The following is a 25,556-nucleotide window of genomic DNA, read 5'->3' on the forward strand; positions in this document are numbered from 1 at the left end:
CCGCCCGGGTCCGCAGTGCTGTGCGGGCCCGGGCCACCTGCTCAGGCCCCGGTGCCGTCCCGGCCGGGCGCGGGGACGGGCCCGGTCGAGTCGCGGACGACCAGTTCGGTCTGGAGCATTACCTGTGCGGTGGTGCGACGGTCGCCGGCCGCCGCGCCCCGGCCCCGGACGCCGCGTGGCGCGTCGGAGTCGAGTTGCAGCAGCATGTCGACGGCCGTCCGGCCGGCGGCCGCGGTCGGCGTGGCCACCGTCGTCAACTTGGGGCGGGTGAGCCGGCTCAGCGCGATGTCGTCGACGCCGACGACGCTCACGTCGTGCGGCACCCGCGACCCGAGCGCGTCCAGCCCTTCGATCAGGCCGATCGCCATCAGGTCGTTGTAGGCGAGCACGGCGGTGACGCCGCTGCGGCGTACCTGTTCGGCCAGGGCGCTGCCGCCGGTCTCGGTGGGCTGGTTGGGTCCGAGGACGGTCAGCTCCGCTCCTCCGCCCCGGGCGGCGGCGGTCGCGGCGCGGCGCATCTCCCGGGCGGTCCAGGAGCCGCGCGGGCCGCCGAGCAGCGCGATCCGGCGGTGGCCGAGCCCGAGCAGGTGCTCGATCGCGGCCCGGGCGCCCTGCCCGACGTCCATCATCACGCAGGGCAGGCCGGCGACCTGGCGGTTTATCACCACCACCGGGACCTCGCGGCTGACCTGCTCGATCAGGCTGTTGCTCATCCGGGGACTGCACAGCAGCACGCCGTCGACCTGCTTGGCCAGGGCGTGGACCAGGTCCTCCTCGGCGACCGGGTCCTCGTTGGTGTCGGCCACGAAGACGTGGTAGTCGCGGTGCCGGGCCTGCCCCTCGGCCGCCTTGATCAGCGGCGGGAAGAACGGGTTGGCGATGTCGGCCACGATCAGGCCGATGTTGTGCGTACGGCCGGTGATGAGGGCCCGGGCGGCCCGGTTGGGCCGGTATCCGAGGTCCTCCGCGCAGGCCAGCACCCGGACCCGGGTCTCCGGGTTGACCAGGTGCGGGGCCGAGAACGTACGGGACACGGTGGAGATGTGCACACCGGAGGCGCGGGCGACGTCCCGGATGGTGGCTGGCACGGCGGGCTCCCTCGTCCGATGTGGTGGGGGTCACGGGTGCCGCCCATTAATGCAAACGGTTGCGCCCGTGTCAACGGTCCATTGTTGCGGCTCGATTGCGTCGACGGTCCTTCCGGGTGCGCGAAACCTCATCAATGCGGATGGATAGGGCGGCTTGACCGGCAACCGTTGACGACGTATCCACCGTCGTGGTTTCTTCGGCTGCAAACCTTTGCAGCCGACTGCCGGGGAGGCCGACGTCATGTCACCACCGGCCCGGGAACGGGTCCGCCACGCCCTGGTGGGCGCCGGGGCGCGCGCCGAGATGTTCGTCCGCGCCCTGGCTCTCGACCACGCCGACACCGCCGAACTGGTCGCGCTCGCCGACGTCAACCAGAGGAGGATGGACGCGCACAACCGCTGGCTGGCCGAGCTGGGCCACCCGCCGGTACCCACGTACGCCGCCGGCGACTTCACCGCCATGCTCGCCAAGGAGCGCATCGACGTGGCGCTGGTGACCAGCGTGGACGCCACCCACGACGAGTACGTGACGGCGGCGCTGCGGGCCGGCTGCGACGTGGTCGTGGAGAAGCCCATGACCGTCGACGCGGATCGGTGCCGGCGCATCCTGGACGCGGTCGCCGAGACCGGCCGGCGCGTCACAGTCGCGTTCAACTACCGCTACAACCCGCTGCACGAGCAGGTCCGGCGGCTGCTCGCCGACGGCGCGGTGGGCGAGATCGGGTCGGTGCACTTCGAGTGGCTGCTCGACGTGCGCCACGGCGCCGACTACTTCCGCCGCTGGCACCGCGACAAGTCCGTCTCCGGCGGGCTGCTCGTGCACAAGTCCGGCCACCACTTCGACCTGGTCAACTGGTGGCTGGACGCCCGCCCGGTCGAGGTGCACGCGTACGGCCGGTTGTTCTTCTACGGCGCGGACGGCCGCCGGCACGGCTACGCCCGCGACTACGACCGGGCGCACGGATCCCCCGCCGCCGACGGCGACCCGTTCGCGCTGCGCCTGGCCGACCACCCGCGACTGCGTGAGCTGTACCTCGACGCCGAGGCCGAGGACGGCTACCACCGCGACCGCAACGTCTTCGCCCCCGGCGTGACCATCGAGGACGACCTCGCCCTGCTGGCCCGCTACGACACCGGCGCGACAATGACCTACCACCTGACCGCGTACGCCCCCTGGGAGGGCTACCGGGTGATGGTCAACGGCAGCCGGGGCCGCCTCGAGCTGGAGGTGACCGAGAGCGACCACGTCAGCCCGGCCGTCGCCGGAGCGCTCAAGGGCGCGGCGCTGCACGGCGACGAGGCGGCCGTGGAGCAGGGCGCGGCCCGGCTCACGCTGCGCCCGTTCTGGGCGCCGCCGGTGGAGATCCCGGTCGACGGCTGGACCCGGCGCGGGCACGGCGGCGCGGACGCCCGGATGACCCGGGTGCTGCTCGGCGGCGAACCCGACCCGCTCGGCCGGGCCGCCACCGCCCGCGACGGCGCGCTGGCGCTGCTCACCGGCCTGGCCGCCAACCGCTCGCTGGAGACCGGCGCGCCCGTCCGGGTCGCCGACCTGCTCACCCTGCCCTGACCGAGGAGCCCGCCCCCGTGCCGATCATCTCCCCCAGCGATCTGCTGCTGCCCGCCGAGCCCGGCCTGCGAGCCCTGGCGCGCGAGCTGTACGCGCTCGCCGCCGAGCAGCCGATCATCTCCCCGCACGGGCACGTCGACCCCGGGCTGCTGGCCGAGGACCAGCCGTTCCCCGACCCGGCCCGGCTGCTCGTCGTACCCGACCACTACCTGACCCGGATGCTGCTCAGCCAGGGCGTGCCCCCGGCCGACCTGGGGGTGCCCAGCGTCGACGGCAGCCCGGTGGAGACCGACGGGCGGACCGTCTGGCGGCGCTTCGCCGCGCACTGGCACCTGTTCCGCGGCACCCCGTCACGCCTGTGGCTGGAGCAGACGTTCCGCAACGTGTTCGACGTCGACACGCCGCTGAGCCCGGCCACCGCCGACACCGTCTACGACGCGCTCGCCGCGCGCCTGGCCGAACCGGGGTTCCGGCCCCGGGCGCTGTTCGAGCGCTTCGGCATCGAGGTGCTCGCCACCACCGAGTCGCCGCTGGACGACCTGGGCCGGCACGCCAAGCTCGCCGCCGACGGCTGGGGCGGGCCGGGCGGCCGGGTCGTCACCACGTTCCGCCCCGACGACGTCGTGGACATGGAGTTCGGCAACTGGTCGGCCAACGTGGACCGCCTCGCCGAGGTCTCCGGCGAGGACACCGGCACGTACGCCGGTTACCTGGCCGCGCTGCGGGCCCGGCGGGAGGCCTTCGCCGCCGCCGGCGCCACCTCCTCCGACCACGGGCACCCGACCGCCCGTACCCTCGATCTCAGTCCGGCGCAGGCCGCCGCGCTCTACGACAGGGGCCGGCGCGGCCTGGCCGACGCGGCCGACGCGGAGGCGTTCCGCGCGCACATGCTGCTGGAGTTCGCCCGGATGTCGCTCGACGACGGCCTGGTGATGCAGCTGCACCCCGGCGCGGTACGCAACCACAACCGATGGCTGCACGCCCGGCACGGCCGCGACGTGGGCGGCGACGTGCCGCAGGCCACCGAGTACGTGCACGCCCTCGCCCCGCTGCTGGACGCGCACGGCAACGACCCGCGGCTCACAGTGGTGCTCTACACGCTCGACGAGGACAGTTTCAGCCGGGAACTCGCCCCGCTCGCGGGCGGCTACGCGGCGCTGCGCCTCGGCGCGCCCTGGTGGTTCCTGGACTCCCCCGAGGTGCTGCGCCGGTTCCGGGAGGCGGTCACCGAGACGGCCGGCTTCTACAACACCGCCGGGTTCGTCGACGACACCCGCGCGTTCTGCTCCATCCCGGTACGCCACGACGTGGCCCGCCGGGTCGACGCCGGTTTCCTCGCCCGCCTCGTCGCCGAGCACCGGATGACCGGGGACGAGGCCGCCGAGACGATCGTCGACCTGGCGTACCGGCTGCCGAAGCAGGTCTTCAAGTTCGGAGGTGGGCCTTCATGACCACGATCGTCGACGTCGAGGTGCACGACGTGCGCTTCCCCACCGCCGCCAGCGGCGACGGCTCGGACGCGATCAACCGGGGCGACTACTCGGCCACGTACGTGGAGCTGGCCACCGACGGCGGCCCGACCGGCACCGGGTTCACGTTCACCAACGGGCGGGGCAACGAGATCACCTGCGCGGCGGTCCGCGCGCTCGCCCATCACGTGCGGGGACGCACCGTCGCCGAGATCGCCGCCGAACCTGTCGCGTTCTGGCGCTCGCTCACCGCCGACGTGCAACTGCGCTGGCTCGGGCCGGAGAAGGGGGTGATCCACATGGCCACCGGCGCGCTCGTCAACGCGGTCTGGGACCTGCGCGCCAAGCTGGCCGGAAAGCCGATGTGGCGCTTCCTCGCCGAGGCGCCCACCGACGAGCTGGTGGCGACAGTGGACTTCCACCACATCACCGACGCGCTCACTCCCGACGAGGCGGCGGCCATCCTCGACAAGGGACGCGACGGCCTCGGCGACCGGCTCGCCGGGCTGGAACGCGACGGGTTCCCCTCGTACACCACCTCGGTGGGCTGGCTCGGCTACCCGGACGAGCGGGTGCGCGCGCTGACCCGCGACGCGTACGCGCAGGGGTGGCGCGCCATGAAGATGAAGGTCGGCGGGCGGATCGAGGACGACCTGCGGCGGGCCCGGATCATCCGGGCCGAGATCGGCCCGGACGCGCTGCTGATGATGGACGCCAACCAGGTGTGGGACGTGGACGAGGCGATCGCCGCGATGAGCGTGCTCGCCGAGGTCGACCCGTACTGGATCGAGGAGCCCACGCACGCCGACGACGTGCTCGGGCACGCCCGGATCGCCCGCGCGGTCACCGAGCTGACCGGCGGACGCTGCCGGGTCGCCACCGGCGAGGTCGCCGCCAACAAGGTCATCTTCAAGCAGCTGCTCCAGGCCGAGGCGATCGGCGTGATGCAGATCGACGCCTGCCGCGTCGGCGGCGTGGACGAGGTGCTCGCCGAGCTGCTGCTGGCGGCGAAGTTCGGCGTGCCGGTCTGCCCGCACGCCGGCGGCGTGGGCCTGTGCGAGTACGTGCAGCACCTCGCGATCTTCGACCACCTGCGGGTCGGCACGAACCTGGACGGCCGCATGGTCGAGTACGTCGACCACCTGCACGAGCACTTCACCGACCCGGTCCGCACCCGGGACGGCCGCTACCTGCTGCCCACCGCGCCCGGCTACAGCGCCACCATGCGCCCGGAGTCGATCGCGCAGTTCCGCTTCCCGGAGGGTCCGGCATGGCGCTGACCACCGACCGGCTCGGCCTTGCCACACTGCGCCGCCTACCAGAGGCCAGCCGGCCGCTGCTGCGCCCCGGCACCGTGCCGGCCGGCATCGTCCACCTCGGCGTCGGCGCGTTCCACCGCGCCCACCAGGCGGTGCACACCGAGGCGGCGGTCGGCGCGGCCGGCGGCGACTGGGGCATCGTCGGCGTCGCGCCGCGCAGCACCGGCGTGGTCGACGCCCTGGCCGCGCAGGACTGCCTGTTCAGCGTCACCACGCTCGCCCCCGGCGGCGCGGCGACCCGGGTGGTCGGCGCGCTCGCCGGGGTACGGCACGCCGCGAGTGACCCGGACGCGGTGGTCGGCCTGCTCGCCGACCCGGCGATCCGGGTGGTCACGCTCACGGTGACCGAGAAGGCGTACCGGATGGACCCGGTGACCGCCGCGCTGACTGTGGACGCGGACCTGACCGCCGACCTCACCACCGACCGTCCTCCGCGTACCGTGCCGGGCCTGCTGGTGCGCGGGCTGCTCGCCCGCGCCGCCGCCGACGCCGGGCCGATCGCGTTGGTCTGCTGCGACAACCTGCCCGCCAACGGGCGCCGGCTGCGCGGCCTGGTGGAGCAGTGCCTCGCGCTGGCCCGGGTGCCGGACGCGAGCGCCGAACGGGTGCTCACGGCGGTGACCTGCCCCGGCACCATGGTCGACCGGATCGTGCCGGCCAGCACCGGCGAGACCCGGGACACCGCGCGGCGGGCGCTGGGCGTGACCGACCTGGCGGCGATCGCCGCCGAACCGTGGTCGCAGTGGGTGATCGAGGACGACTTCCCCGGCGGCCGCCCGGCCTGGGAACACTCCGGCGCGGTGCTCACCGACGACGCCGGCCCGTGGGAGCGGCTGAAACTGCGGGCGCTCAACGGCGTGCACTCCGCCACCGCGTACCTGGGCGCGCTGGCCGGCGCGGAGACGGTGGCCGAGGCGCTGGCGCTGCCGCACCTGGAGGCGGTGCTGCGGCGGCTGGTCGCCGAGGAGATCACGCCGAGCTTCACGCCGCCACCCGGCGTCGACGTGAGCGCCTACGGCGAGCAGGTGCTCGCCCGCTTCGCCAACCCGGCGATCCGGTACCGGACGACGCAGGTCGCCATGGACGGCTCGCAGAAGCTGCCGCAGCGGGTCCTGCCCACCGTCGCCGACCTGCGGGCGGCCGGCCGGTCGGCGCGGTGGAGCGCGCTCGTGGTGGCCGCCTGGCTGCGGTTCCTGCTCGGGTACGCCGACGACGGCCGGCCGCTGCCGCTGGACGACCCGCTCGCCGACCGGCTGCGTGCCGCGCTGGCCGCCGGAGCGCACACCCCGGCCGGGGTGGTGGAGGCGGTCTTCGCGCTGCGGGAGGTGTTTCCGGCCGACCTGGCCGACGACGACGAGTTCCGCGCCGACGTGACCGGCTGGCTCACCGCGCTGGAACGGCACGGCGTCCGGGCCACGCTGGCGGACGCCCGGTGACCGGCGGCGGGCCGCGACCAGCCGGGGGTGGCCGGTGAGCGGCGGGCCGCCGCGGGTGGCGCTGATCGGGGCGAACGGGCACGGCCGCTGGCACCGCCGGACCATCGCCGAGCTGCACGCCGCCGGACGGGCGCGCCTGGTCGCGCTGGTCGACGTGCGCCCGCTGGAGGACGAACCGGACGCGCCGGTCCCGCCGGAGACCGGCGTGTTCACCGACCACCGCGCCATGCTCACCGCCGCCCGCCCGGACGTGGTGGTGATCTGCACACCGCCGCACACGCACCTGCCGATCGCGCTCGACGTGCTCGCCGCCGGCGCGGACCTGCTGCTGGAGAAGCCGCCAGTGCTCGACCTCGCCGAACACCGGGCCCTCTCCGCCGCTGCGGACGCCGCACGCCGGGCCGTACAGGTCAACTTCCAGGCGCTCGGCTCGGCCGCGCTGACCGAGCTGACCGGCACGCTCGGGCGGCTCGGCGCGGTCACCGGCATCGCCACGCTCGCCGCCTGGCAACGCCCGGACGCCTACTACGCCCGCTCCGCCTGGGCCGGGCGGCGAACTGTCGACGGCCGCCCGGCGCTGGACGGCGCGCTCGCCAACCCGCTCGCGCACGCGCTCATGCAGTGCCTGGCGGTCGCCGAATCGGTCGCCGGCGCGCCGGTACGCCCGGCCCGGATCGAAGTGGAGCGCTACCGCGTCCGCCCGATCGAGGTGGACGACACCGCAGTGCTGCGGCTGACCCCGCGCACCGGGCCGCCGGTGCTGGCCGCGCTCACCCTCGCCGCCGAGGAACACGTCCCCGGGGAGGTGCTGGTCACCGGCGAGCGGGGCCGGGCGGTACTGGAGTACCCGACCGACCGGCTGCGGCTACCCGGCGACGACGCCCCACGCCCGGTGCCCGGCCGCCGCGGACTGCTGGCGAACCTGCTCGACCACCGCGCTGACGGCACGCCGCTGATCGCGCCGCTGGCGCGTACCGGACCGTTCACCGCGGTGCTGGACGCGCTGCGGGACGCGCCCGTTCCGATGCTGCTCGACGGGGACCTGGTGCGCGTGGCGGGCGACGGCCCGCAGCGGGTGCGGATGGTGCGGGGCGTCGGCGCGGTGCTGCGGGCCGCCGCGGAGTCCGGCGCGCTGCCGTCCGAGGCGGGCGTGCCGTGGGCGGTCAAGCCGTACGTGGTGGACCTGCCAGTGCAGTGAATGTCCCTCCAGGAGAACGGAACGAGTCATGCGTACCCGAACCGCAGTCGTCGCGGCGCTGACCGCCGCGCTCGTCCTCACCACCGCCGCGCCCGCGCCGGCCGCGACCGGACGGCCGTCCCGGGCCGCCGAGCTGATCGGCCGCCAGGCCCTCGCCGCGAACGACGGCTGGGCCGCCGCCGGCACCGGCACCACCGGCGGGTCGGCCGCCGCGCCGGACCGGGTGCACGTCGTGCGTACCCGGGCCGAGCTGGTCGCCGCGCTCGGCGGCGACAACGCCACGAACGCCGCCGACGCCACCGGAAAGATCGTGTACGTGGCCGGAACAGCCGACGGTTTCGAAGGGCCCGACGGCACGCCGCTGGACTGCGCCGACCTGGCCGACCCGGAGTACTCGCTGCCCGCCTACCTGGCCGCGTACGACCCGCAGACCTGGGGCCGGGTGAACCCGAGCGGGCCGCTGGAGGCCGCCCGGGTGCGGTCGGTGGCCAACCAGACCCGCCAGACCCAGATCAACGTCGGCTCCAACACCACGATCATCGGCCTGCGCGGCGCCCGGCTCACCGGCCTGACGCTGATGATCGACCGGGTGGACAACGTGATCGTGCGCAACATCGAGTTCGCCGACGCCCGGGACTGCTTCCCGGCCTGGTCCCCCACCGACGGCGACACCGGCAACTGGAACTCCCAGTACGACCAGATCTCGGTGCGGCGCAGCGAGCACGTCTGGATCGACCACAACACGTTCACCGACGGCGACAACCCGGACAGCGCACAGCCCGTCTACTTCGGCCGGCCCTGGCAGGTGCACGACGGATCGCTGGACGTCACGCACACCGCCAGCCTGGTCACCGTCTCCTGGAACCGGTTCACCGGCCGGGACAAGGTGATGCTGATCGGCTCGTCCAACACCGTCGGGCCGGACGTGGGCCGGCTCAACGTCACCGTCCGGCACAACCTGTTCGACGGCACGCTGCAACGCCTGCCCCGGGTCCGGTTCGGCCAGGTCGACGTGCACGAGAACCACTACCGGCTCGGCGGGCCCGGCTTCGCGTACGCCCTCGGCGTCGGCGTGCAGTCCGCGCTGTACGCGGAGAACAACTTCTTCACGCTCACCGGCGACACCGGCCCCGCCGACCTGCTGTACGACTGGGGCGGCACCGCGCTCACCGAGCGCGGCAGCTGGGTGCGCCAGGGCGACCGCCTGCCCCGGCCGGTGAGCCTGCTCGCCGCGTACAACGCAGCCCACGACCCGGACCTGGGCGGCGACGCCGGGTGGACGCCGACGCTGCGCGCCGCGCGGCCGCTTCCGGCCCCGCTGGTCCCGCTCGCCGTCGACGCCTTCGCCGGCGCCGGGCGGCTGCCGCTCTGACCTGCCCCCGGGCCCGCACGCATACCGCCTCGACGCCGTCGGGGTGACCGCCGCCCGCGCGGGCCGCTCGTCCCGGGTCGGCGTCCCCTCCGGGGTCGCCGGCCCACTGCCGTTGCCGCCTCGCGGGGCCGCCGGCTGACACGCCGCCCTCGATGCGCAATGATCATGTTGACGGACAGCGCCGCCGGGGATTGAAACGGCGGTCACCGGGGACAACAGGGTGAGAATCGGGCGGTGGCAGCGCGAGTGGGCGCCCAGGTCCGAGGATGGGCACGGGACGGAGGGCCGGACGTGACGGGTGGGACATCCGGGGTCGTCGGCCCGGTCCTCACCATCGACCTGCCGGCCGACCCGGGCCAGCTGGCCGCCATTCGGGAGCGGCTGCGCGGCTGGCTGCACGCCCGGGGCGTCAGCGAGTGGGACGTCGAGACCGTCCTCATCGCCACCGGCGAGGCGTGCGCCAACGCCATCGAGCACGGGTACCGCTTCGCCCCCGAGGGGATCACCACGCTGCGGGCCGAGCTGCGTGGCGACCGGCTGGAGATCGAGGTACGCGACCACGGCGGCTGGCGGGCCGCCGACGGCGACGAGAGCGGCGACCGGGGGCGCGGGCGGCTGATCATGGCGCGGGTGATGGACGAGGCCACCATCGTCGGCACGCCGGAAGGCACCTGCGTACGCCTGGTCAAGCGCCTCACCGGCGACGTGAGCGGCCCGGCGGGCACCGGATCTAGCGAAGATCAGCTATAAGGGACGCATGGAGTTCCCCGCGTACCTCGCCACCATGCCGATGCACGCGATCACCGAGATCCACGGTGAACCCGGCCTGCTGGCCCGGTTCCGGCTGGAGATCGAGGCGTTCGACGAGGCCGACCGCGACCGGCTGACCGAGGCGCTCGACCTGGCCGCCGACCTGCACCGCGACGATCGACGGGTACGCGAGCCGTACCTCAACCACCTGCTGCGGGTGTCGATCCGGCTGATGCACCACTACCAGGTGCGGGACGTGGACGTGATCGTCGCCGGGCTGCTGCACGACGCGGTCGAGGACCACCCCGCCGAACTGGCCGGGCTCGACCCCGACACCGGATCGGACGCGACCCCGGCGGCGCTCGCCGCGCTGTCCGACCGGTTCGGGGCGCGGGTCGCCCGGCTGGTCGCTGCGGTCACCAACCCGCAATACGATCCGGAGCGGGACCGCGACGAGCAGTACCGGGAGCATGTGGCCGCCAGCCTGGAACGGGAGCCATGGGCCCGGGTGATCAAGGTGTCCGACTTCACCGACAACGGCGTGGGCGTGATCCACACGGTCGGGCCGAAGGTGACCCGCGCCGCCACGAAGTACCGGCCGCTGGTGCCGGTCTTCCGCGACCTGGTCGCCCGCCCGGACACGCCGTTGTCGGCGCCGGTCAAGGAGCACATCTTCGCCCAGCTGGACCTGGCCGAGGAGCGCTTCAGCGCCATCCTCGACCAGCCGGGCTGACGCCACCCGGCCCGCACTCACCCTCACCTTCGCCACTCCCTCGAAGTGGCGACCGCCCACGCCACCACCCCGAAGTGGCCGCAACCCCACTCACCGGACCCAACCACCTCCCCGAACTGGCGCACGGCCCACCACTACGGCGATGTGGCGGCAACCCCACCCACCAGGCCCCGCCACCTCGCCGAACTGGCGGCCATGATCACCGTCCGACATCGCCACTGGAGATCCGCGTGGGCGCGGCCGGGCCGGGCCGGCGGCTTCGGGGAGGTGGCGGGGAAACGGCACCCGGTCAGCCGGTTGCGGGAGGTGGGCCGGTGAGCCGTCCGCCGAGCACGGCGGCGACGCGGGCGCGCAGGGCGGGCAGCCGGGCCGGGTGGTCGCGCAGCACCACCCGCAGCGTCTCGTGACCACCGGCGGCGACCGCCCCGAGCACGTCGAGCAGCGTGCCGAGCTGGGCGGGTGGCTCGTCGGCGAGCAGGTCCGCCGCGTCGGTCACTACGACTGTCAGCGGACCGGCGTCGAGGCGGTCGGCGAGCGCGTCGGCGAACGCGTCCCAGTTTCGGCCGTACCAGTCGGGCAGCGCCAGCGCCGCGGCCAGCGTCTCGTGCAGCCCGGCCCGGGTGCGGGCCTGCGCGCCGGAGACCAGGACACCGTCCGGCTCGGACGGCGCACCGTCGTACGCCAGCCAGGCCGGCGGCCGCGTGGACGCTGCGCCCATGATCCGTCCTTTCCCGACGGCGCCGGCCGGGCGTCGCGGGCCCGGCCGGCGTCGAGGCTGCTCAGAGCCGGTAGAAGTTGGCGTAGTGGTCGGGTGAGAACCAGGTCACCCCGGTGCTCTTGTTGACCACGATCCGGTACGCGTCCCGGGAAGCGTTGCAGGCGCGCGGGTAGACGTCGTACTCGTAGTAGGTGGCGCCGGAGGGCAACTGTCCCTCGTAGTTGTAGAACCGGCCGCCGGCGAAGTTGCACTTGCCGCCGCTCCACGAGTTCCAGCCGCGGCTGGTCGGGAAGCTCTTCGCGGACCAGCCGGACCGCGCGGTACGCGCGTCGGCGCAGCGGGACTGGGTGCAGGAGCCGTAGACGGCGGCAGCGGCCGGTTCGGCGAGCCGGGTGGAGACCGTGGCGGGGGCGACGAGTGCGGCGGCGGCCACGGCGGTGACCAGGGCGGACGCGGCGAGGGCGCGGCGGACGCGGGTGACGGCGGCGCGGAACGGGGTCAAGGGATCCTCCTTGAACGGGACGACGGCACATCGATCGACGTTGATGGCCGATCGAAGCTCAGTCTGTCGGGGATCCTGCCCGCGGTACAGCCCTGATCGGGCGACGGCGCCCCGAACCCCGCGTGAACACACGGCGGCGGGTACGGACGGACGACCGGAGCCGCCCGTCCGCACCCGCCGCGTGGATCTAGTGCGAGAACGCCTGGAACTCGGCGATCCGCACGTTCTGCGCCTGCGGGCTGGCGGTGGCGCAGTCGGTCGCCGCCCGCGGGTCGTCGTCCTGCTCACCGGCGTAGTCCGGCGCGCCGGTGCACTGGTTGGTCAGCACCTCGACGCGCAGGTGCGTGGCCTTAATACGCGGGATGTCGAACGACCGCATGATCAGCTCGGGCGCCCGGGGACGCGGCGCCACCGACGGGAAGGCGTCCGGCTTGCTGGTGTAGACCGGCCGGAAGTCGGCCGCGTCGGCGCACGTCACCGGCCCCTGCGCGGTGCAGGCCAGGACCCGGAACTGCCGCAGCGCGGAGTACCGGCTCTGGGTGCCGGCGTCCGCGTCACCTGTGACGGGCGGGCGCAGCATCGCGCTGACCTGCACCCGGCGCACCTGCTGGACGCCGCCGACCAGGTCGACTGTCACCTGCCGGCCGGCGACCGGCGCGCCGAGCGAGGCCCAGTTGGTGGCCTCGTCGTCGTCGACGATCTGCGGCAGGTTGATGCCGTCACCGGCGACCGTCGCGCCGGTGGTCGCCGAGGCCAGGTTGGGTCGCAACGTCACCGGCAGCGTCCGGTTCTGACCCGCCTTGATCGTCACCGGGCCGATCCGGGTGTGCCCGTAGCCGGGGGCCCGCACCACGAACTCGTACGTGCCGGGCACCAGGTCCACCCGGTCGGTCAGCGGGGTCGCCGCGTCGGTGTCCGCGACCGGTACGGCCCGCGCCTGGTAGCGCCCGACGAACAGCTGCGCTCCGGCCACCGGCCCGCGCTCGCCCACCGGCAGGAGCCGCAGCGAGCCTTCCCGGGCGTACGGGGAGGTGAAGCCCGGCGTGGGGTCGGGGTCGGTGTGGCCGACGCTGGCCGCACCCTCCCCCAGGCCGCGCTTGGCGAACGCGTTCCAGAGCAGGTCCTGGTTGGCCCCGCCGAAGCGGATCCGGTCGGCGGCGAGCATCGCGTCCCGGGCGTCGACCATGCTGACCTGGCTGACCGCCATCAGCAGGAACGAGTCGAAGACCAGCTGGATCCAGCGCCGGTTGCCCGGGCAGGCGGTCACCTCGCGGGCGCCGGTGGCGCACGCCTTCTGGACGGCCGGGGTGCCGCTGCCCCAGCGGCGCATCATGGCCGCGCGGATGTCGGCGTTGGTGGCGCTCCACGTCTCTCCGGAGGCGTGTACCTGGAGGCCGACGAAGTCGTAGTCGAGCGAGCTGTAGTTCAGCGGGCTGTCGCTCATGTTGTAGTTGCGGATGCCCGCGTTCGGGTCCTGCGTGGTGTACTCGCCGACGGTGAAACCGCGCCGGCCGGGTGCCGCGTACCCGTGCTCGAAGAGGTACTCCACGGCGAGCTGGTCCGACCAGCTCTCGCTCATGCCCTGCGGCGTGCTGACCCCGGCGCTCGGGCCGGCGATCATGCGGTTGGTGACCGCGTGGCCGTACTCGTGGGCGATCACCGACATGTCGAAGTCGCCGTCGACGCAGGGCGCGTAGAACGAGCCGGCGGTGGGCTGCCACAGGTACATGTTGGTGGTCGGCGCGACGCCGTCCGGCGGGGTGATCTGGTTGGCGTTGTTGCGGGCCGGGAACGTCGGCGGGCCGCCGCTGACCCCACCGGCCTGGGCGTTGCCCTGCTCGGGGTCGTTACCGAGACCGCCCCGGCCCAGGTTGTCCTGCTGCATGTTCCAGGTCTCCTCGGTGAACCCGAGGTGGTACGTCCAGTCGTGCATCCGGTTGTGCATGGCGAACAGGTTGGCCCGCGCCGCGTCGATGTCGTTGGCGCGCGGCGAGGTGAACACCTCCGGGTTGCAGCGCTGCTCCTGCCACTGGTTGGTCCACGGGTAGGCGTACCTGCGGTCCGGGCGCGGCGTGGCGGTCTCGGTGCCGACGCTGAACGGGTCGTTGCTGAACCAGTTCTGCACGGCTATCGCGTTGTTGCCCTTGGTCGTGGTGGTGGACTCCCCGGTCGCCGGGTCCACGTCCCAGGCCGGGTGCCCGGGCACGCCGACCACTTCGGCGCAGCCGCGCGCCGGGACGGCGCACCACCGCTTGCGGGTGTCGACCGAGGACCTGTCGACCCGGGGCGAGTTCGGGAAGACCTCCCAGGACGGGTGGTCCGAGGCGTGGTCGATGAGGTCCTCGCGGACCAGCACGGCGCCGTCGCGGGCGTCCACGTAGGTGGAGTAGGCGGCCGGGTCCGCGCCGGTGGTGTCCGCGCCGAGGACCACCTCCCACGCCGCGCGCGGCCCACGGTCCGCGGTGGGCACCGCGACCAATGAGGTACGCATGACCTGCGCGTCGGCGCGGCCAGCGTCGGCGATCGCCGCCTTGCGGGCCTGCTCGGCGCTGATCGTCGCAGGGGCCGGCGTACCGGCGTCGCGGGCGAGCGAGGAGCTGACGTGCCACACCGCTTTGTCACGTACGCCGACCGACAGCATGCCGTCGACGGCGGCCGGCAGGTCGCCGAAGCGCTGCCGGAACAGCACCGTCGCGCCCCGCCCCATCGGCGCCACCGTCAGCAACTCCAGCGCGGCGGCACCCTCGGCGGTCAGGCCCAGCACGTCCCGGTTGGCGGCCACGTACGCGCGCGCGGCGGCGGCCGGGTCGGCGGGCAGGCCGGTCGCGAGCGGCTTGCCGGTCGAGGTGAGCGTGGCGGGCGTACCGAAGTCGGACCAGCGCACGCGCGCGCCGAGCGCGGCGGCGCGATCCCGCTGCCGCTCGGTGGCGGCGACGCGGCCCTTGCGGTTGTCAGTGGCCTTGGTGTCGTGCCGGTCGCCCGGCAGGTGGTCGGGTGGCGCCTGGGTACGGGTCTGTTCCCGGGGTGCCGCCTGGCCGCCGCCAGCGGCGGTCAGGACCAGGCCGGCTGCCAGCAGCAGCGCGGTGGTCCCCGTCAACGCACGGGATGGTGTGCGCACGGTCCCTCCTGTCATCGTCGAACGGCGATGTCCGTTCCGCCATCCGACCAGCACGATCGACGCGCCGACACCATCCGAACATCCATAAATGTTGTTGCGTCGATTTCTCTGCGGATCAGAGGAGGTGTGTCACGCGCACCGGCTCTGCGAGGGTCGCTTCCGCTCCCGGAAGGTCGGCGAGCCGCGATGCCAGGGTGGCGACGGCGAGCCGGTGCGGCAGGGCGGCGCTGAACTTCAGGCCGGTCACCGCGCGGTCGTCGACGAAGGGCAGGCACAGTCGACCGGCGGCTCCGCCGATCCCCGCGCGCAGCTCTTCGCGGGTCAGACCGGCCCTCAGCCGGATCGACGCGTCGTCGGGACGCTGGGTCGGATCGGCCAGTTCACTGAGCGTCGACACGAGGGTGGCGTTCGCTCGGTAGCCCGCCCACGTCCACCACCGTGCCTCGCCGTGACGGTCCTGCACCACAAGCGTGCCGGCCGGATGGACCAGCGCCGTGTGTTCCTCGCGCAGGCCGGCCAGCCGGTCGGTGGCACGTCCGGTCAACGCGACGGGCGGATCTGCGCCGAGGAGGACCTCCCGCATCGCCCGGACCATCCGATACGAACGCCCGGTCGGCGTCCCCCCGGTCATCCAGAGGGCCTTTCCACCGCCGTCGGCGGGTTCGACGAAGCAACGGTGGCGCTTCCAGTCGATGTGGGTCACCCGCCAGCTGCGCCCACCGAGCAGCAGTAGGCGTGGCCCCTCGGCCCGGGACGTGAGGAGAGCCGGGTCGGTACGGCCGATCTCGGTGCGACCCGACATCACCGTGAACTGGGGCGGCGCCGTGAAGACCGCCAGCATGTCCATGAAGTGCCGCCGGCCGTATCGCCGTTCCGCCTCCGGGCCGATGAACAGCAGTCCGGAGTCCGAGTCGAGATAGCCGTTGTCGACCAGGTGCCGCATGATCGGTTCGGCGCCGCTGTCGAACGGCTGCAGGTCGTTCCACTCGTGCCGCCAGAGCCGGTCGCCGACGCGGTTCTGCTGCAGCGCCAGCGCGAGCATCTGCTGGGCCACGATGTGCCGTGGTTCGGGGGGTGGCACGACCTCCTCCACCCAGCCCTGGCTCCAGAGGTGCAGCAGCGCGGTCGCCTGAAGCAGCCCGTCGCCGTCGAGGGCAAGGAACAGGCAGTTCCTCGTGGTGCCGGGGCGGCGTCCGGTCCGGCCGATCCGCTGCAGGAAGGCGGCGACGGTTCTCGGGGCACCGATCTGTACGACCCGGTCCAGGTCGCCGACATCGATGCCGAGTTCAAGGGTACTCGTGGCGACGATGACGCAGTCGCGTTCCTGCGCGAACGCCTCCTCGGCGCGACGCCGCTCGTCCACCGACAGCGAGGCGTGCGACAGGAAGGTGGTCACGCCGAAGCCGCGCAGCCGCTGTCCGAGTTCCTCGACGAGTGCCCGGGATTCGCAGAACACCAGCCGCTTCTCCCCCCGGTGCAGCGCGGCGAGGACCTTCGCCGCGTTGTGCACCGAGCCGACGTAGTCGACCTCGACCTCACCGGGCGGACGCCCGCCGCCCCGGGAGGCAGGCGACGGCGCGGGCGCGACGACCTGGCCGGGAGCGCGGTTGCGGCCGGAACCCTGCAGCCAGGCCAGAAGGGTGTCGGGGTTGCCGACAGTCGCGGACAGACCGACGCGCTGGACAGGGCGTCCGGCGACTCGGCTGAGGCGTTCCAGTACCGCCAGCAGGTGCCAGCCCCGGTCGTCCCCCGCGAAGGCGTGCACCTCGTCCACCACGACCGCCCGGACGCCACGGAAGAACTCGTCGTGGTCGACTGTCGCGCTGACCAGTATCGACTCGAGGGATTCAGGTGTGGTCAGCAGGACATCGGGGCGCTCTCGCACTATCGTCCGCCGCCGTGCCGTGCTGACGTCACCGTGCCACAGCGCGGCCCGTCGCCCCAGCCACCCGGTGTACGCCTCGATCCGGGGCAGCAGGTTGTTCAACAACGCCTTGAGCGGGCACACGTAGAGCACCGAGGTGCCGGACCACTGCTCGTTCTCCATCCGTGAGAGCAGCGGGAACAGCGCCGCCTCAGTCTTTCCGCCTGCGGTGGGCGCGAGGACGAGCGCATCCGACCCACCGAGCAGCGGCCGCACCGCCGCCTGCTGCATCGGCCGCAGGCCCGGCCATTGCAGCGAGTTCACCACGTGGTGCAGGAGCACGGGGTGGAGCAGCTCGGCATCGTTCGCCATACCGCTCGCCTACACGTCCAGCTCGACGTCGGCGGCGCTGGTGGCGTTCCGTTCCACCTCGGTCATCTCGGCCGTGGACAGGGTCGGCGCGTAGTGCAGACGCGGGTCGAACTCGGCGAACTGGTCGACCCGGTCGAGCACGTCGCCCACCAGTTTTTTGAGGAACAGCCGGGGCGCCACCCCGACTCTGCCACCCAGGCCACCGGCGACGGCCCGGGCCAGGTCACCGAGGTACGCATCGTCGACGAGTGTCAGTACACGCTCCGGGGCGGCGGAGCCGTGCGCGTACAGGTCGCGCACGCGCGAGCCCAGTTCGACCAGCGAGTCGACGGTGAACCCTGGCAGCCGCACCTGAACCGCGCGCGGGTTGTCGAAGCGGGGGTCGGTGGTGAAGTCGACCGCGAGCCGCTGTGCGAGCGGCGCCAGTCGCTGGACGCCCTGCGGTCCCTCGTAGAAGGCCGGTGTGCCGGTGATCAACAGGTAGAGGCCGGGAAAGCGGCCCGAGTGCACTTCGTCGATGAGCTGGCGCAGCGCGTTCAGCGCCTTGTCCCGGGCGTCGGAGCGGACCCGCTGCAGCGTCTCCACCTCGTCGAGGACCAGCAGCAGTCCGGGGTGGCCGCTGTCCCGCAGCACGGCGAGCAGGCCTTGCAGGAAGCTGAGCGCCGCGAAGTGGTCGAGATCCCCCCGTACACCCGCCACCCGGCGAGCGGACGCGGCGACATGCGGTTGACCACCGAGCCAGGCGAGCACGGCATCGGCCGTCGCCGGGTCACCTCCGAGGTTCGCGGTGCGGTAACCACGTAGCGCGGCGGCGAAGGCGGGCGCGCTACGGCTGACCTCGGCCAATCGCTGGTCCAGCAGCACACCCACCGCCCGGTCCAGCGCATCCGTGTCCTCGGGCGGCACCTCCCCGGCCGCGAGCACGTCCTCTTCGAGGGCGTAGAACCAGCCGTCGATGACGGGCCGCAGCGCGCTCGGCGGGAATGTGGCGGTGGTCAGACGCTCGGTCAACCGCCGGTAGACGGTTTCGAGCTTGTGCAGCGGTGTCTCGTTCTCGGAGATCTGCACCTCGGCGGTGGCGAGGTTGGCCCGCTTGGCCTGCTCCGCGATCCAGCGCGTGAAGAACGTCTTGCCGGAGCCGTACTCGCCGCGGATCGCCTTGAACACCGATGCGCCGGCGATGACCGTCTGCAGGTCCTCACCCACCGCGCCGGCGAACCGGTCCAGCCCGACGGCGAAGAGGTCCAGGCCGGCCGAAGGCACCGCCCCACGCCGCAACGCGTCGATGACCTCGCGCCGCCGGGCCGGACTGACGCCGCTCATGCCGCCACTTTCGGCAGCCCGAACTGGGTACGCAGCAACGCGACGTCGAGCCGGACGGTGCGCCCGTCGTCGATCACCGACAGCACCGGGTAGTTGTCGACGTTGAAGATGCGCTGCAGGGTGTTGACGAAGCCGCCGGCGCGCGCCGGCAACTCGCCGGCCCGCTGTGCGAGCACGGCGGCGGACAGCACGCCCTTCGCCTCGACGAGTGCCCGCATCGCTGCCGCGATCTTCGCGCGGTCGACCTTGCGCGGGGTCAGGCCGTGCTGTGCCGTGAACAGTTCGGTCCCGAGCAGCGCAGTCACGAGATCGCCGCCGGCCGCGGGTGCCGCGGACGGTGACGGCGGTTCGGGCATGTCGAACAAGGCGGCCTCCCCCGCGACCGCCGGTGCCTTGCGGCGGGTTCTCACGGGCGCAACCGCCGCGGGCGCCGTCTTGGCGACAGGTGCGCTCGCCTGCCACCATCCGGGTCGGCGCTCCTCCACCGGCGCCCAGCCCTGCGGGACGTCGGCGACGTTGGGCAACAGATAGGCCAGCAGTGGGATGGTCACCTCGGCCAGCGAGGCCCCGCCGTGATAGCCGGCCTTGGTGGGGCGGTAGCGCCGGAGGGGATCCCAGAGTGCGATGATCCGGTTCCCTTCGGACAGCACTCGCGGACCGCTCAGTTCCACCTCGCCCGGGCCGGCGGGGCCGGGACCGGTGCGGTGCCGGGCCGACGCGGCGTCGGCGGCCTTGACGTACTCGCCGCCGCGTTCGAGCACGTGTCCGTGGTCGCTGGTGATGACGACCGCCCGGCCGGAGGATCGGGCGAGGTCCAGCAGGCTCCGCAGGAATCCGAGATCCCCGAGCTGCCAGCCGGCCTCGTCGCCCTCCCGGCCGTGGGCCAGCGCGTCGTCCACCGTGTTGATCACCACGGCGACGAGGCGTGCCGGGCCGGCGAGCGCTTCGCTGAGTTCACCGGCGAGCACCTCGCCGGCACCACCGCGGCCCGGGCCCTTGTGGAAGATCCGGGCGTCGTCGCCCCACCGCCCTTTGTCGAAGATCTGCTGCTCGGTTGCCTGGGTGCCGAGCCGGAGCGCACCCGCGAACAGCGAGGTCCGCGACACGGCCGTCAGCGTCGGCAGGGCAGCCGCGACACCCCGGCGGCGCCCGGCGCCTCCGTGAGCCAGCGGGTCGTACTCGACCCAGTGCTGGGACAGTTCGTCGGCGAGTTCGACGCCGACTGCCGCACTCATTCCGTCGAGCACTACCAGCAACACCGGCCGGTCCGCGCGGACCAACGGATCGATGACCCGGTTGAGCAGATTCTCCACAGTCAGGAGGTCACCGTCGTTGCCCGGCCCGGCAGTAGCCCAGGCCGCGAGCCGGTTGGCGAAGGCAGCGTCAAGGTCCCGGCGTCGCTGCTGCGCGCGCTCGTGAACCGCACGGAAAGCGCGCTGCAGTTCGGGGTGCGCGTCTTCGCCGGCCCAGACGTGGTTGAGCGCCAGGTCGACCCAGCCCCACTCCGCGATCTGCCGCTGTACACCGTCTGCGACGCTGGCCGGTGGCTCGACAGTCGTCCCGAGCCACCGGACGAGCCGCTGGGCCATCCGTACCCGCCGGACCCGCTCCGCCTCCGCCTCCGCCAGCCGGTGCCCGGCCAGTCGGTCGACGGCGATGTCCAGGGTCGGATCGGCCGGATCCGTAAGGCCGGCGAGGAGCGCCTGCGCCGCGTCGCCCACCCGCCGAGCGAAGCCCGTACGCAGGACAGGGCTGTGAGCGGCACTGCCGGTGGCGTTGAACAGGATGAGCAGCTGCTCGGCGCGGTCCAGGACGGCATGCCCCTGCCGCCGGACGTCCGCGTCGCGGTCGGCCAGCATGGCACCGACCACCTGCACGGCCGACTCGGCGAGCCCGCGCACCGCCCGATCGTCGTCGAGGTTGCCGACGTACTGTTCGATGCGGCCCTGGGCCCGCACGGCGTCGGGCGTGTCGGTGGTCCAGAGCGCATCGCAGACCAGGCCCAGCGGCAACGCGTCCGCGCCACGGCCGGCAGCGACGAGCGCGAAGAGCGCCCGGGCGGGACTGCCGAACTGCTCGACCAGCCAGCGCGCCAGACCGTCGCGCTCCTCCTGGCGGATCAGGCCGAACGCCTCGACCGCCCCGGGCTCGACGCTCCACCGCAGCAGGGTCGCCACATCGAGATCGTCGGAGGCGTTTCCCCGCCGCTCCAGGCCGAGCCGCACGGCGGCCAGGTGACGGAGTGCGACGTCCCGCGTCAGCACCTTGGTGGTGAGCCGAGGCCACCCGCCCGGCGGCATTGCGTCGAGCAGCGCCGGGCCGGCCCATCGCTCCGCCTCCAGAGCCATGTCCGGCACCTGAGCCCCGAACGCGTCAACGACCAGGTCCCATGGCTCGACGGTGATCACCTGTTGCCGGAAGATGCGGCTGCGCACCCCGGGGCCGAGAACGGTCCCGGGAATGTCGGTGAGCACCACGAGCACCTCGTCACCACGTTCGGCGACGAGACGCTCCCAGACGGCCAGTGGCGAGACGCACGGCACGACGCGGGCCTGGCGGCCGCCGGGCAGCGGCAGCACCGGTTCGTGCGGCCAGGCCGGCTCCGCGCGGACCACAATGACCGGGTACGGATCCCCGTTGCGGTGCCGGTCGAGTTGCTGCGCCACCTTCTGAGCCAGCGCTACGGGGCTGATCCGCAGCGCTTGGTCGAGCGCCGGCGCCTGCGTCACGACGGCACTCTCCAGGTCACCTCGATGACGGCGCCGGGGTGGTCCCTGGCGAACGCTTGCAACTGCTCCACCGCCCGGTCCATCTCGCCGGCCGGAACCAGGACCCGGCCGTTCGGCAGGGCGCCGCCGCCCTTCGACACGTCGCGGACGTCCTCGTCTGTCCCGGAACGGATCTTGCGAGTGTCGTCGATGACCCTGGGCGGGGTGTTGCTGGTGGCGCGCTTGAGCAGCGCCGTAGCCTCGGTCTGAGCGCGGCGCAGCGCCGGGGCCAGAGGTGCGGTCAGTTCATCTGCCTGAGCGACCCGACGGAGTTCGGCGAGAATCGCCTCTGCTTCGGCCGAGTAGGGTTCCGGCAGACCGGCGACGATCTCGAACGTGTCCCAGGGCGCGGCGGCAAGCGCGGCCGCCACCTGGCCGGCGCTGCTGATGCTCTTGCCGGTCCGGTCCGCCGGACCGGCAAGTTCACCGCGCGCGAGCCGTTCGACGGCTTCCTTCGCCGACCGCCCCGTCGCCAGCGCCTCGAGCAGATCCGTTGCCGCACGAGCCGTGGCGAAGCGGCCGGTCTCCCGATCGAGCCGCAGCCAGTTCGCGTGCTGTTCGAGCCGGTTCGCCAGCGTTTGCGCGGCCTCCCGGTGCCGGGATGCCGCAGTGGCCAGATCCCGGCCGAAAATCGCCACCAGCCGGCCCCGGCGCAGGGCGAGCGGCTGGAATCCGAAGATGGCGGCGGCGCGTGTCCGGGCCCGGTCCCAGTCGTCCTGGCCGGGCAGGCTCTCCTCCCGCAGGGTGTGATCGGCGCTCACCTTGCCCGGCTCCGGTGCCGGGATCACCTGACTGCCGTGCAGATGGAACGCCCGGTCGGTCTGCTCCGCGAAGGCCGCCACCACGAGTTGCGCGACGACGGAGTCGAGGCCACGCGGTTTCGGCTCGTCGATCCAGCGCAGCAGGTCAGCCACGCGCAGCTCGCCGGTGATGCCCTCGGCGGCGGCCTTATGCTGGAAGTGCTGGACCCACTCCCCCTCGATGACGAACGCCGCCTCGTGCATGGTGCCGAGCCGCAGGGGGTTGGCGATGCGGCGCATGGTCTGCCGGTGCGCCCGCTCCACCTCCACCCGCCCCTCCGGCGACTCGACCGCCCGCTGGACGTACCCGAAAACGGTCTTGACCTCGGGGAGCCGCACCGGCTCGCCCTTGCGGTCGGGGTCGAAGTCCGGGTGGGCGGGGTACTGCTGGGTGAGCATCTGGTCGCCGATGCTGCGAAGCGCGTCGTCGAACGTGGCGCCCATCGGCAGCTTCGGCTCCAGCGCCCGGGTCAGTGAGTGGAGGTGGTCGTCGAAGCCCAGCTGCACATCGGTCGGCTGCTTGGCGGCCAGCCCGTACGCCTGACGCAGAACACCCTGCATCTTGGCCAGCAGCGCGCTGCGCTGGTTGGTGAGCGCCGCGTGCGCGCGCCGCCGGTCGTCGGGGTTGAGGTGCTCGGCGTGGCTGTCGAATCGCTGCCCCTCGAGCAGTTTGTCGATGATGACGAGCTTGCCCAGTTCGTTGCGGCGCTCGACGGTCAGCGCTGCCGGGATCCAGCAGACGGTGCGGGAGTTGCTCCGGCTGAGCAGGTCCTGCACCCGCTGCCGGTCGTCGGCCGGCCCGTGGTTGCCGTCGTCGAACGGGTAGTCGACGATCATCCGCCAGCCGGACGGGTCGTTCGGCTGGAACGCCTCGTCGCGGATGTCGTTGGGGTCGCGGACGTTGCCGTAGACCAGCTCGATGACGCGCCGGCTGCCCCGCCAGGTCAGCCCGGCCTCGGCGAAGAACGAGTCGCTCCACGGCACGCCGAGCTGCCTCCAGAGCAGCCGCTGGACGATGTGCTTGCGCGCGCCCTCGTTGTCGTAGTGCTTGGCGGTGGCGAGCACGCTGTCGACGTCGACGCCGACGAGTTCCAGCGACACCACCGGGTCGTCGCCTTCCCCGATCCGGATCTCGGGGAACTGGCCCGCCCAGTCGGCGAGTTTCCGATTGACCTGCGCGACCTCACCACCGGGGATCGGGCTGGTGATGCTGCCGTGGTTGAGCGCGGAGAGACGCCGGCCGGTGAGGTTGCGCAGGGCCGGGACGCTGGGGGCCAGGGCGGCCAGCAGCAGCGTCTTGATGAGCCGGTCGTCGCCGGTGAAGGCGCGGACGCGACCGGTCACCTCCGGGCTGAGCTGGTCTCCCCGGCGGGCTGCGTCGAGGTCCTCCTCGGTCAACCCGTGCTGGCCCAACAGGTGGGGGCGCAGTTTCAGGTCGTACAGCTTCTGGGCCATCTCGAACTCGGCCTTGAGCTTCTCGGTGAAGGGCTGGTCGCCGCCGCTGCTGATCACGTCGTAGAGGTCGCCGAGCGGGACGAGCTGGCCCAGGCGGAGCGTCTCCCGCCGGTCGACCAGGAGCTGCCGCATGAGCTTGAGCGCGGTGCGGGACCGCTGGAGCGCGCTGGAGACGTGCACCAGGGTGGAGATGAAGGCCGGGCTGAACGGGTACGTCGACCGGAACGCGTCGATGTCGGCGCCGCTGCCGGAGTCGCTGCCGAGCAGGGTGTCGAAGACCTCCCGGCGTACCTTGGTGGTGCTCTCGAAGGCGCGCGAGATCGCCTCGCCGGCCTCGGGCGTGACGGGCTTGAGCAGGCGCCGGCGAGCGATCTCGGGGAGGTTCCGGTCCTCCAGCCTGATCACGTCGAACCGGCCGCTGGCCAGGTTGAGGGTGTCCTGGTAGCTCAGCTCGTTCGCGCCGACGACCTCTTCGCCGACCAGCTCCCGCAGGTCCCGCTGGCGGGCGATGAAGCTGATCACGGGGATGGGACGGCGGGTGTCACCACCCTCGACGAAGTTGGTGATCTTCTGGATCTCCCGGGAGACGAACTGCTGGTCGCCGATCGAGTTGGCCAGCCAGAGGATCAGCTCGTCGAGGAAGAGGATCAGGCCGTGGTAGCCGAGCTCCTTCGCGTGCCGGCTGATCTCGGTGAGGCCCCGGTCGAGCGAGATGAAGGCCTCGGCGTCCTCGCGGGCGTTGCTGAAGAAGCCCTTGTTCCAGCTGGTCAGCAGGTCGTTGACGAGCTTGCGGCGCAGCTCGTCGCCGTACGCGCCGGCGAACGCCTGGTCCAGCCGCTCCGGTGTCCAGAACGCCTCGGTGTCGCCCCACTCGTCCTCGGCGTCGTCGCCGGGAAGCCCGGCGATGAACTGGGCGTCGCCGATCTTCTCCCGCAGCGAGGCGGCCTGCTCGAGCAGCGCGTCGGTGCGGTGGACCGCCGGGATCGGCGCCTCCGGGTGCAGCGCCCGTACCCGGTCGACGTAACCGCCGAGCACGCGCTGTTCCAGCGACCGAGCGTCGAGCAGGTGGTAGGGGATGAGCAGGAACCTACGGCCGTCCAGCCAGATGCTGTGCTTGGCCACCAGCGGGGCCATCTCGTCGCGGCCGCGGGCGGCCGGCTCACCCCGCAGCAGCGCGTGCAGCACCGCCATGAAGTGCGACTTGCCGGAACCGAATGAACCGTGCAGGTACGCCGCCTTGGAGGCGTGTCCCTCGACCGCGGAACGGATCAGCCCGAGCGCCTCGTCGAAGTTGGCCAGCAACCGATCCGTTACCACGTAGTCGCGGAGGGTGGCGTCGGCGTCGTCGACACTGTCGGAGAGCCTGAGCACGAAGTCGCTCACGCTCGTGCGCTCCGGGATGTCGATGAACTCCCGGAGCAGCGGCGCAGGGGTGGGCGAAGACATGCCGCATACCGTACCGAGTGAACCGGATACGCCCGGGCCGGCCACGCAATGCAGGCGACGAGATGGCCCAGATGGCGGATCAATTCGCAACCGGACAACGCCTGCCAGCCGGCATGGGCGCGGCACGGAACAACTGATCATGGGGTGGACAGCCGAAAGCCGACAGGGTAGGACATCTTCAGGGCCTATCGACGCCGCCCGAATCCTGCCCCACCGCAGATGGGGCTCGGGCTCGGCTTTCACGTTCTCACCATG

16 protein-coding genes are annotated in these 25,556 nt (G+C 72.9%); 8 read left to right on the forward strand and 8 right to left on the reverse strand.

Going from position 1 to position 25,556, the window contains the following annotated elements:
- Positions 1–41 precede the first annotated feature (41 nt).
- Positions 42–1,088 carry a LacI family DNA-binding transcriptional regulator gene (locus tag FHU28_RS21415; protein WP_184686279.1) on the reverse strand — a complete coding sequence of 349 codons (1,047 nt, stop codon included), beginning with the start codon at positions 1,086–1,088 and terminating at the stop codon, positions 42–44.
- A 241-nt stretch (positions 1,089–1,329) separates the two neighbouring features.
- On the opposite strand from FHU28_RS21415, the gene FHU28_RS21420 reads away from it, so the two are divergent.
- The 8 genes from FHU28_RS21420 to FHU28_RS21455 all read left to right on the forward strand — a co-directional run bounded on the left by FHU28_RS21420 (position 1,330) and on the right by FHU28_RS21455 (position 10,935).
- Positions 1,330–2,658 carry a Gfo/Idh/MocA family protein gene (locus FHU28_RS21420; protein WP_184686280.1) on the forward strand — a complete coding sequence of 443 codons (1,329 nt, stop codon included), beginning with the start codon at positions 1,330–1,332 and terminating at the stop codon, positions 2,656–2,658.
- A gap of 17 nt (positions 2,659–2,675) precedes the next feature.
- Positions 2,676–4,109, forward strand: coding sequence for a glucuronate isomerase (gene uxaC / locus FHU28_RS21425; protein WP_184686281.1), 1,434 nt, complete (start codon positions 2,676–2,678; stop codon positions 4,107–4,109).
- Positions 4,106–5,407 carry an enolase C-terminal domain-like protein gene (locus tag FHU28_RS21430; RefSeq protein ID WP_184686282.1) on the forward strand — a complete coding sequence of 434 codons (1,302 nt, stop codon included), beginning with the start codon at positions 4,106–4,108 and terminating at the stop codon, positions 5,405–5,407. The genes uxaC and FHU28_RS21430 overlap by 4 nt, the downstream gene beginning before the upstream one ends.
- The gene (locus tag FHU28_RS21435; RefSeq protein WP_184686283.1) at positions 5,398–6,882 is read left to right on the forward strand and encodes a mannitol dehydrogenase family protein; all 1,485 of its coding nucleotides are present in this window, start codon (positions 5,398–5,400) and stop codon (positions 6,880–6,882) included. The genes FHU28_RS21430 and FHU28_RS21435 overlap by 10 nt, the downstream gene beginning before the upstream one ends.
- Before the next feature lie 34 nt (positions 6,883–6,916).
- Positions 6,917–8,080 (forward strand): Gfo/Idh/MocA family protein, encoded by a 1,164-nt coding sequence (locus tag FHU28_RS21440; protein ID WP_311773634.1) that lies wholly within the window; start codon positions 6,917–6,919, stop codon positions 8,078–8,080.
- 28 nt (positions 8,081–8,108) lie between these two features.
- Positions 8,109–9,452: a pectate lyase family protein gene (locus FHU28_RS21445; RefSeq protein WP_184686284.1), complete on the forward strand. Its 1,344-nt coding sequence runs from the start codon at positions 8,109–8,111 to the stop codon at positions 9,450–9,452.
- A 291-nt stretch (positions 9,453–9,743) separates the two neighbouring features.
- Complete coding sequence (locus tag FHU28_RS21450; RefSeq protein WP_184686285.1) at positions 9,744–10,202, forward strand: ATP-binding protein; 459 nt, start codon at positions 9,744–9,746, stop codon at positions 10,200–10,202.
- Between the two features lie 7 nt (positions 10,203–10,209).
- Positions 10,210–10,935, forward strand: a complete 726-nt coding sequence (locus FHU28_RS21455) for an HD domain-containing protein (RefSeq protein ID WP_184686286.1) — start codon at positions 10,210–10,212, stop codon at positions 10,933–10,935.
- A 289-nt stretch (positions 10,936–11,224) separates the two neighbouring features.
- On the opposite strand, the gene FHU28_RS21460 is transcribed toward FHU28_RS21455, so the two are convergent.
- The 7 genes from FHU28_RS21460 to pglY all read right to left on the reverse strand — a co-directional run bounded on the left by FHU28_RS21460 (position 11,225) and on the right by pglY (position 25,301).
- Positions 11,225–11,653: a barstar family protein gene (locus tag FHU28_RS21460; RefSeq protein ID WP_184686287.1), complete on the reverse strand. Its 429-nt coding sequence runs from the start codon at positions 11,651–11,653 to the stop codon at positions 11,225–11,227.
- A gap of 61 nt (positions 11,654–11,714) precedes the next feature.
- Positions 11,715–12,155 carry a ribonuclease domain-containing protein gene (locus FHU28_RS21465; RefSeq protein WP_184686288.1) on the reverse strand — a complete coding sequence of 147 codons (441 nt, stop codon included), beginning with the start codon at positions 12,153–12,155 and terminating at the stop codon, positions 11,715–11,717.
- Between the two features lie 187 nt (positions 12,156–12,342).
- Positions 12,343–15,252, reverse strand: coding sequence for a M36 family metallopeptidase (locus FHU28_RS21470; protein WP_260413072.1), 2,910 nt, complete (start codon positions 15,250–15,252; stop codon positions 12,343–12,345).
- Between the two features lie 136 nt (positions 15,253–15,388).
- On the reverse strand, positions 15,389–17,509 hold the full coding sequence (locus tag FHU28_RS21475; RefSeq protein WP_184686290.1) for a DEAD/DEAH box helicase: 2,121 nt from the start codon (positions 17,507–17,509) through the stop codon (positions 15,389–15,391).
- Positions 17,510–17,518: 9 nt separating this feature from the next.
- A complete protein-coding gene (brxD, locus tag FHU28_RS21480; protein WP_184686291.1) occupies positions 17,519–18,832 on the reverse strand; it encodes a BREX system ATP-binding protein BrxD in 1,314 nt (437 codons plus the stop codon).
- Entirely contained in the window at positions 18,829–21,561 is a 2,733-nt protein-coding gene (gene pglZ / locus FHU28_RS21485) for a BREX-2 system phosphatase PglZ (RefSeq protein WP_184686292.1), read from the reverse strand. The genes brxD and pglZ overlap by 4 nt, the downstream gene beginning before the upstream one ends.
- Positions 21,558–25,301 carry a BREX-2 system ATPase PglY gene (gene pglY / locus FHU28_RS21490; RefSeq protein WP_184686293.1) on the reverse strand — a complete coding sequence of 1,248 codons (3,744 nt, stop codon included), beginning with the start codon at positions 25,299–25,301 and terminating at the stop codon, positions 21,558–21,560. Before pglY ends, pglZ begins: the two co-directional genes overlap by 4 nt.
- Positions 25,302–25,556: the final 255 nt, after the last annotated feature.

Source organism: Micromonospora echinospora, assembly GCF_014203425.1.
GTDB lineage: Bacteria > Actinomycetota > Actinomycetes > Mycobacteriales > Micromonosporaceae > Micromonospora > Micromonospora echinospora_A.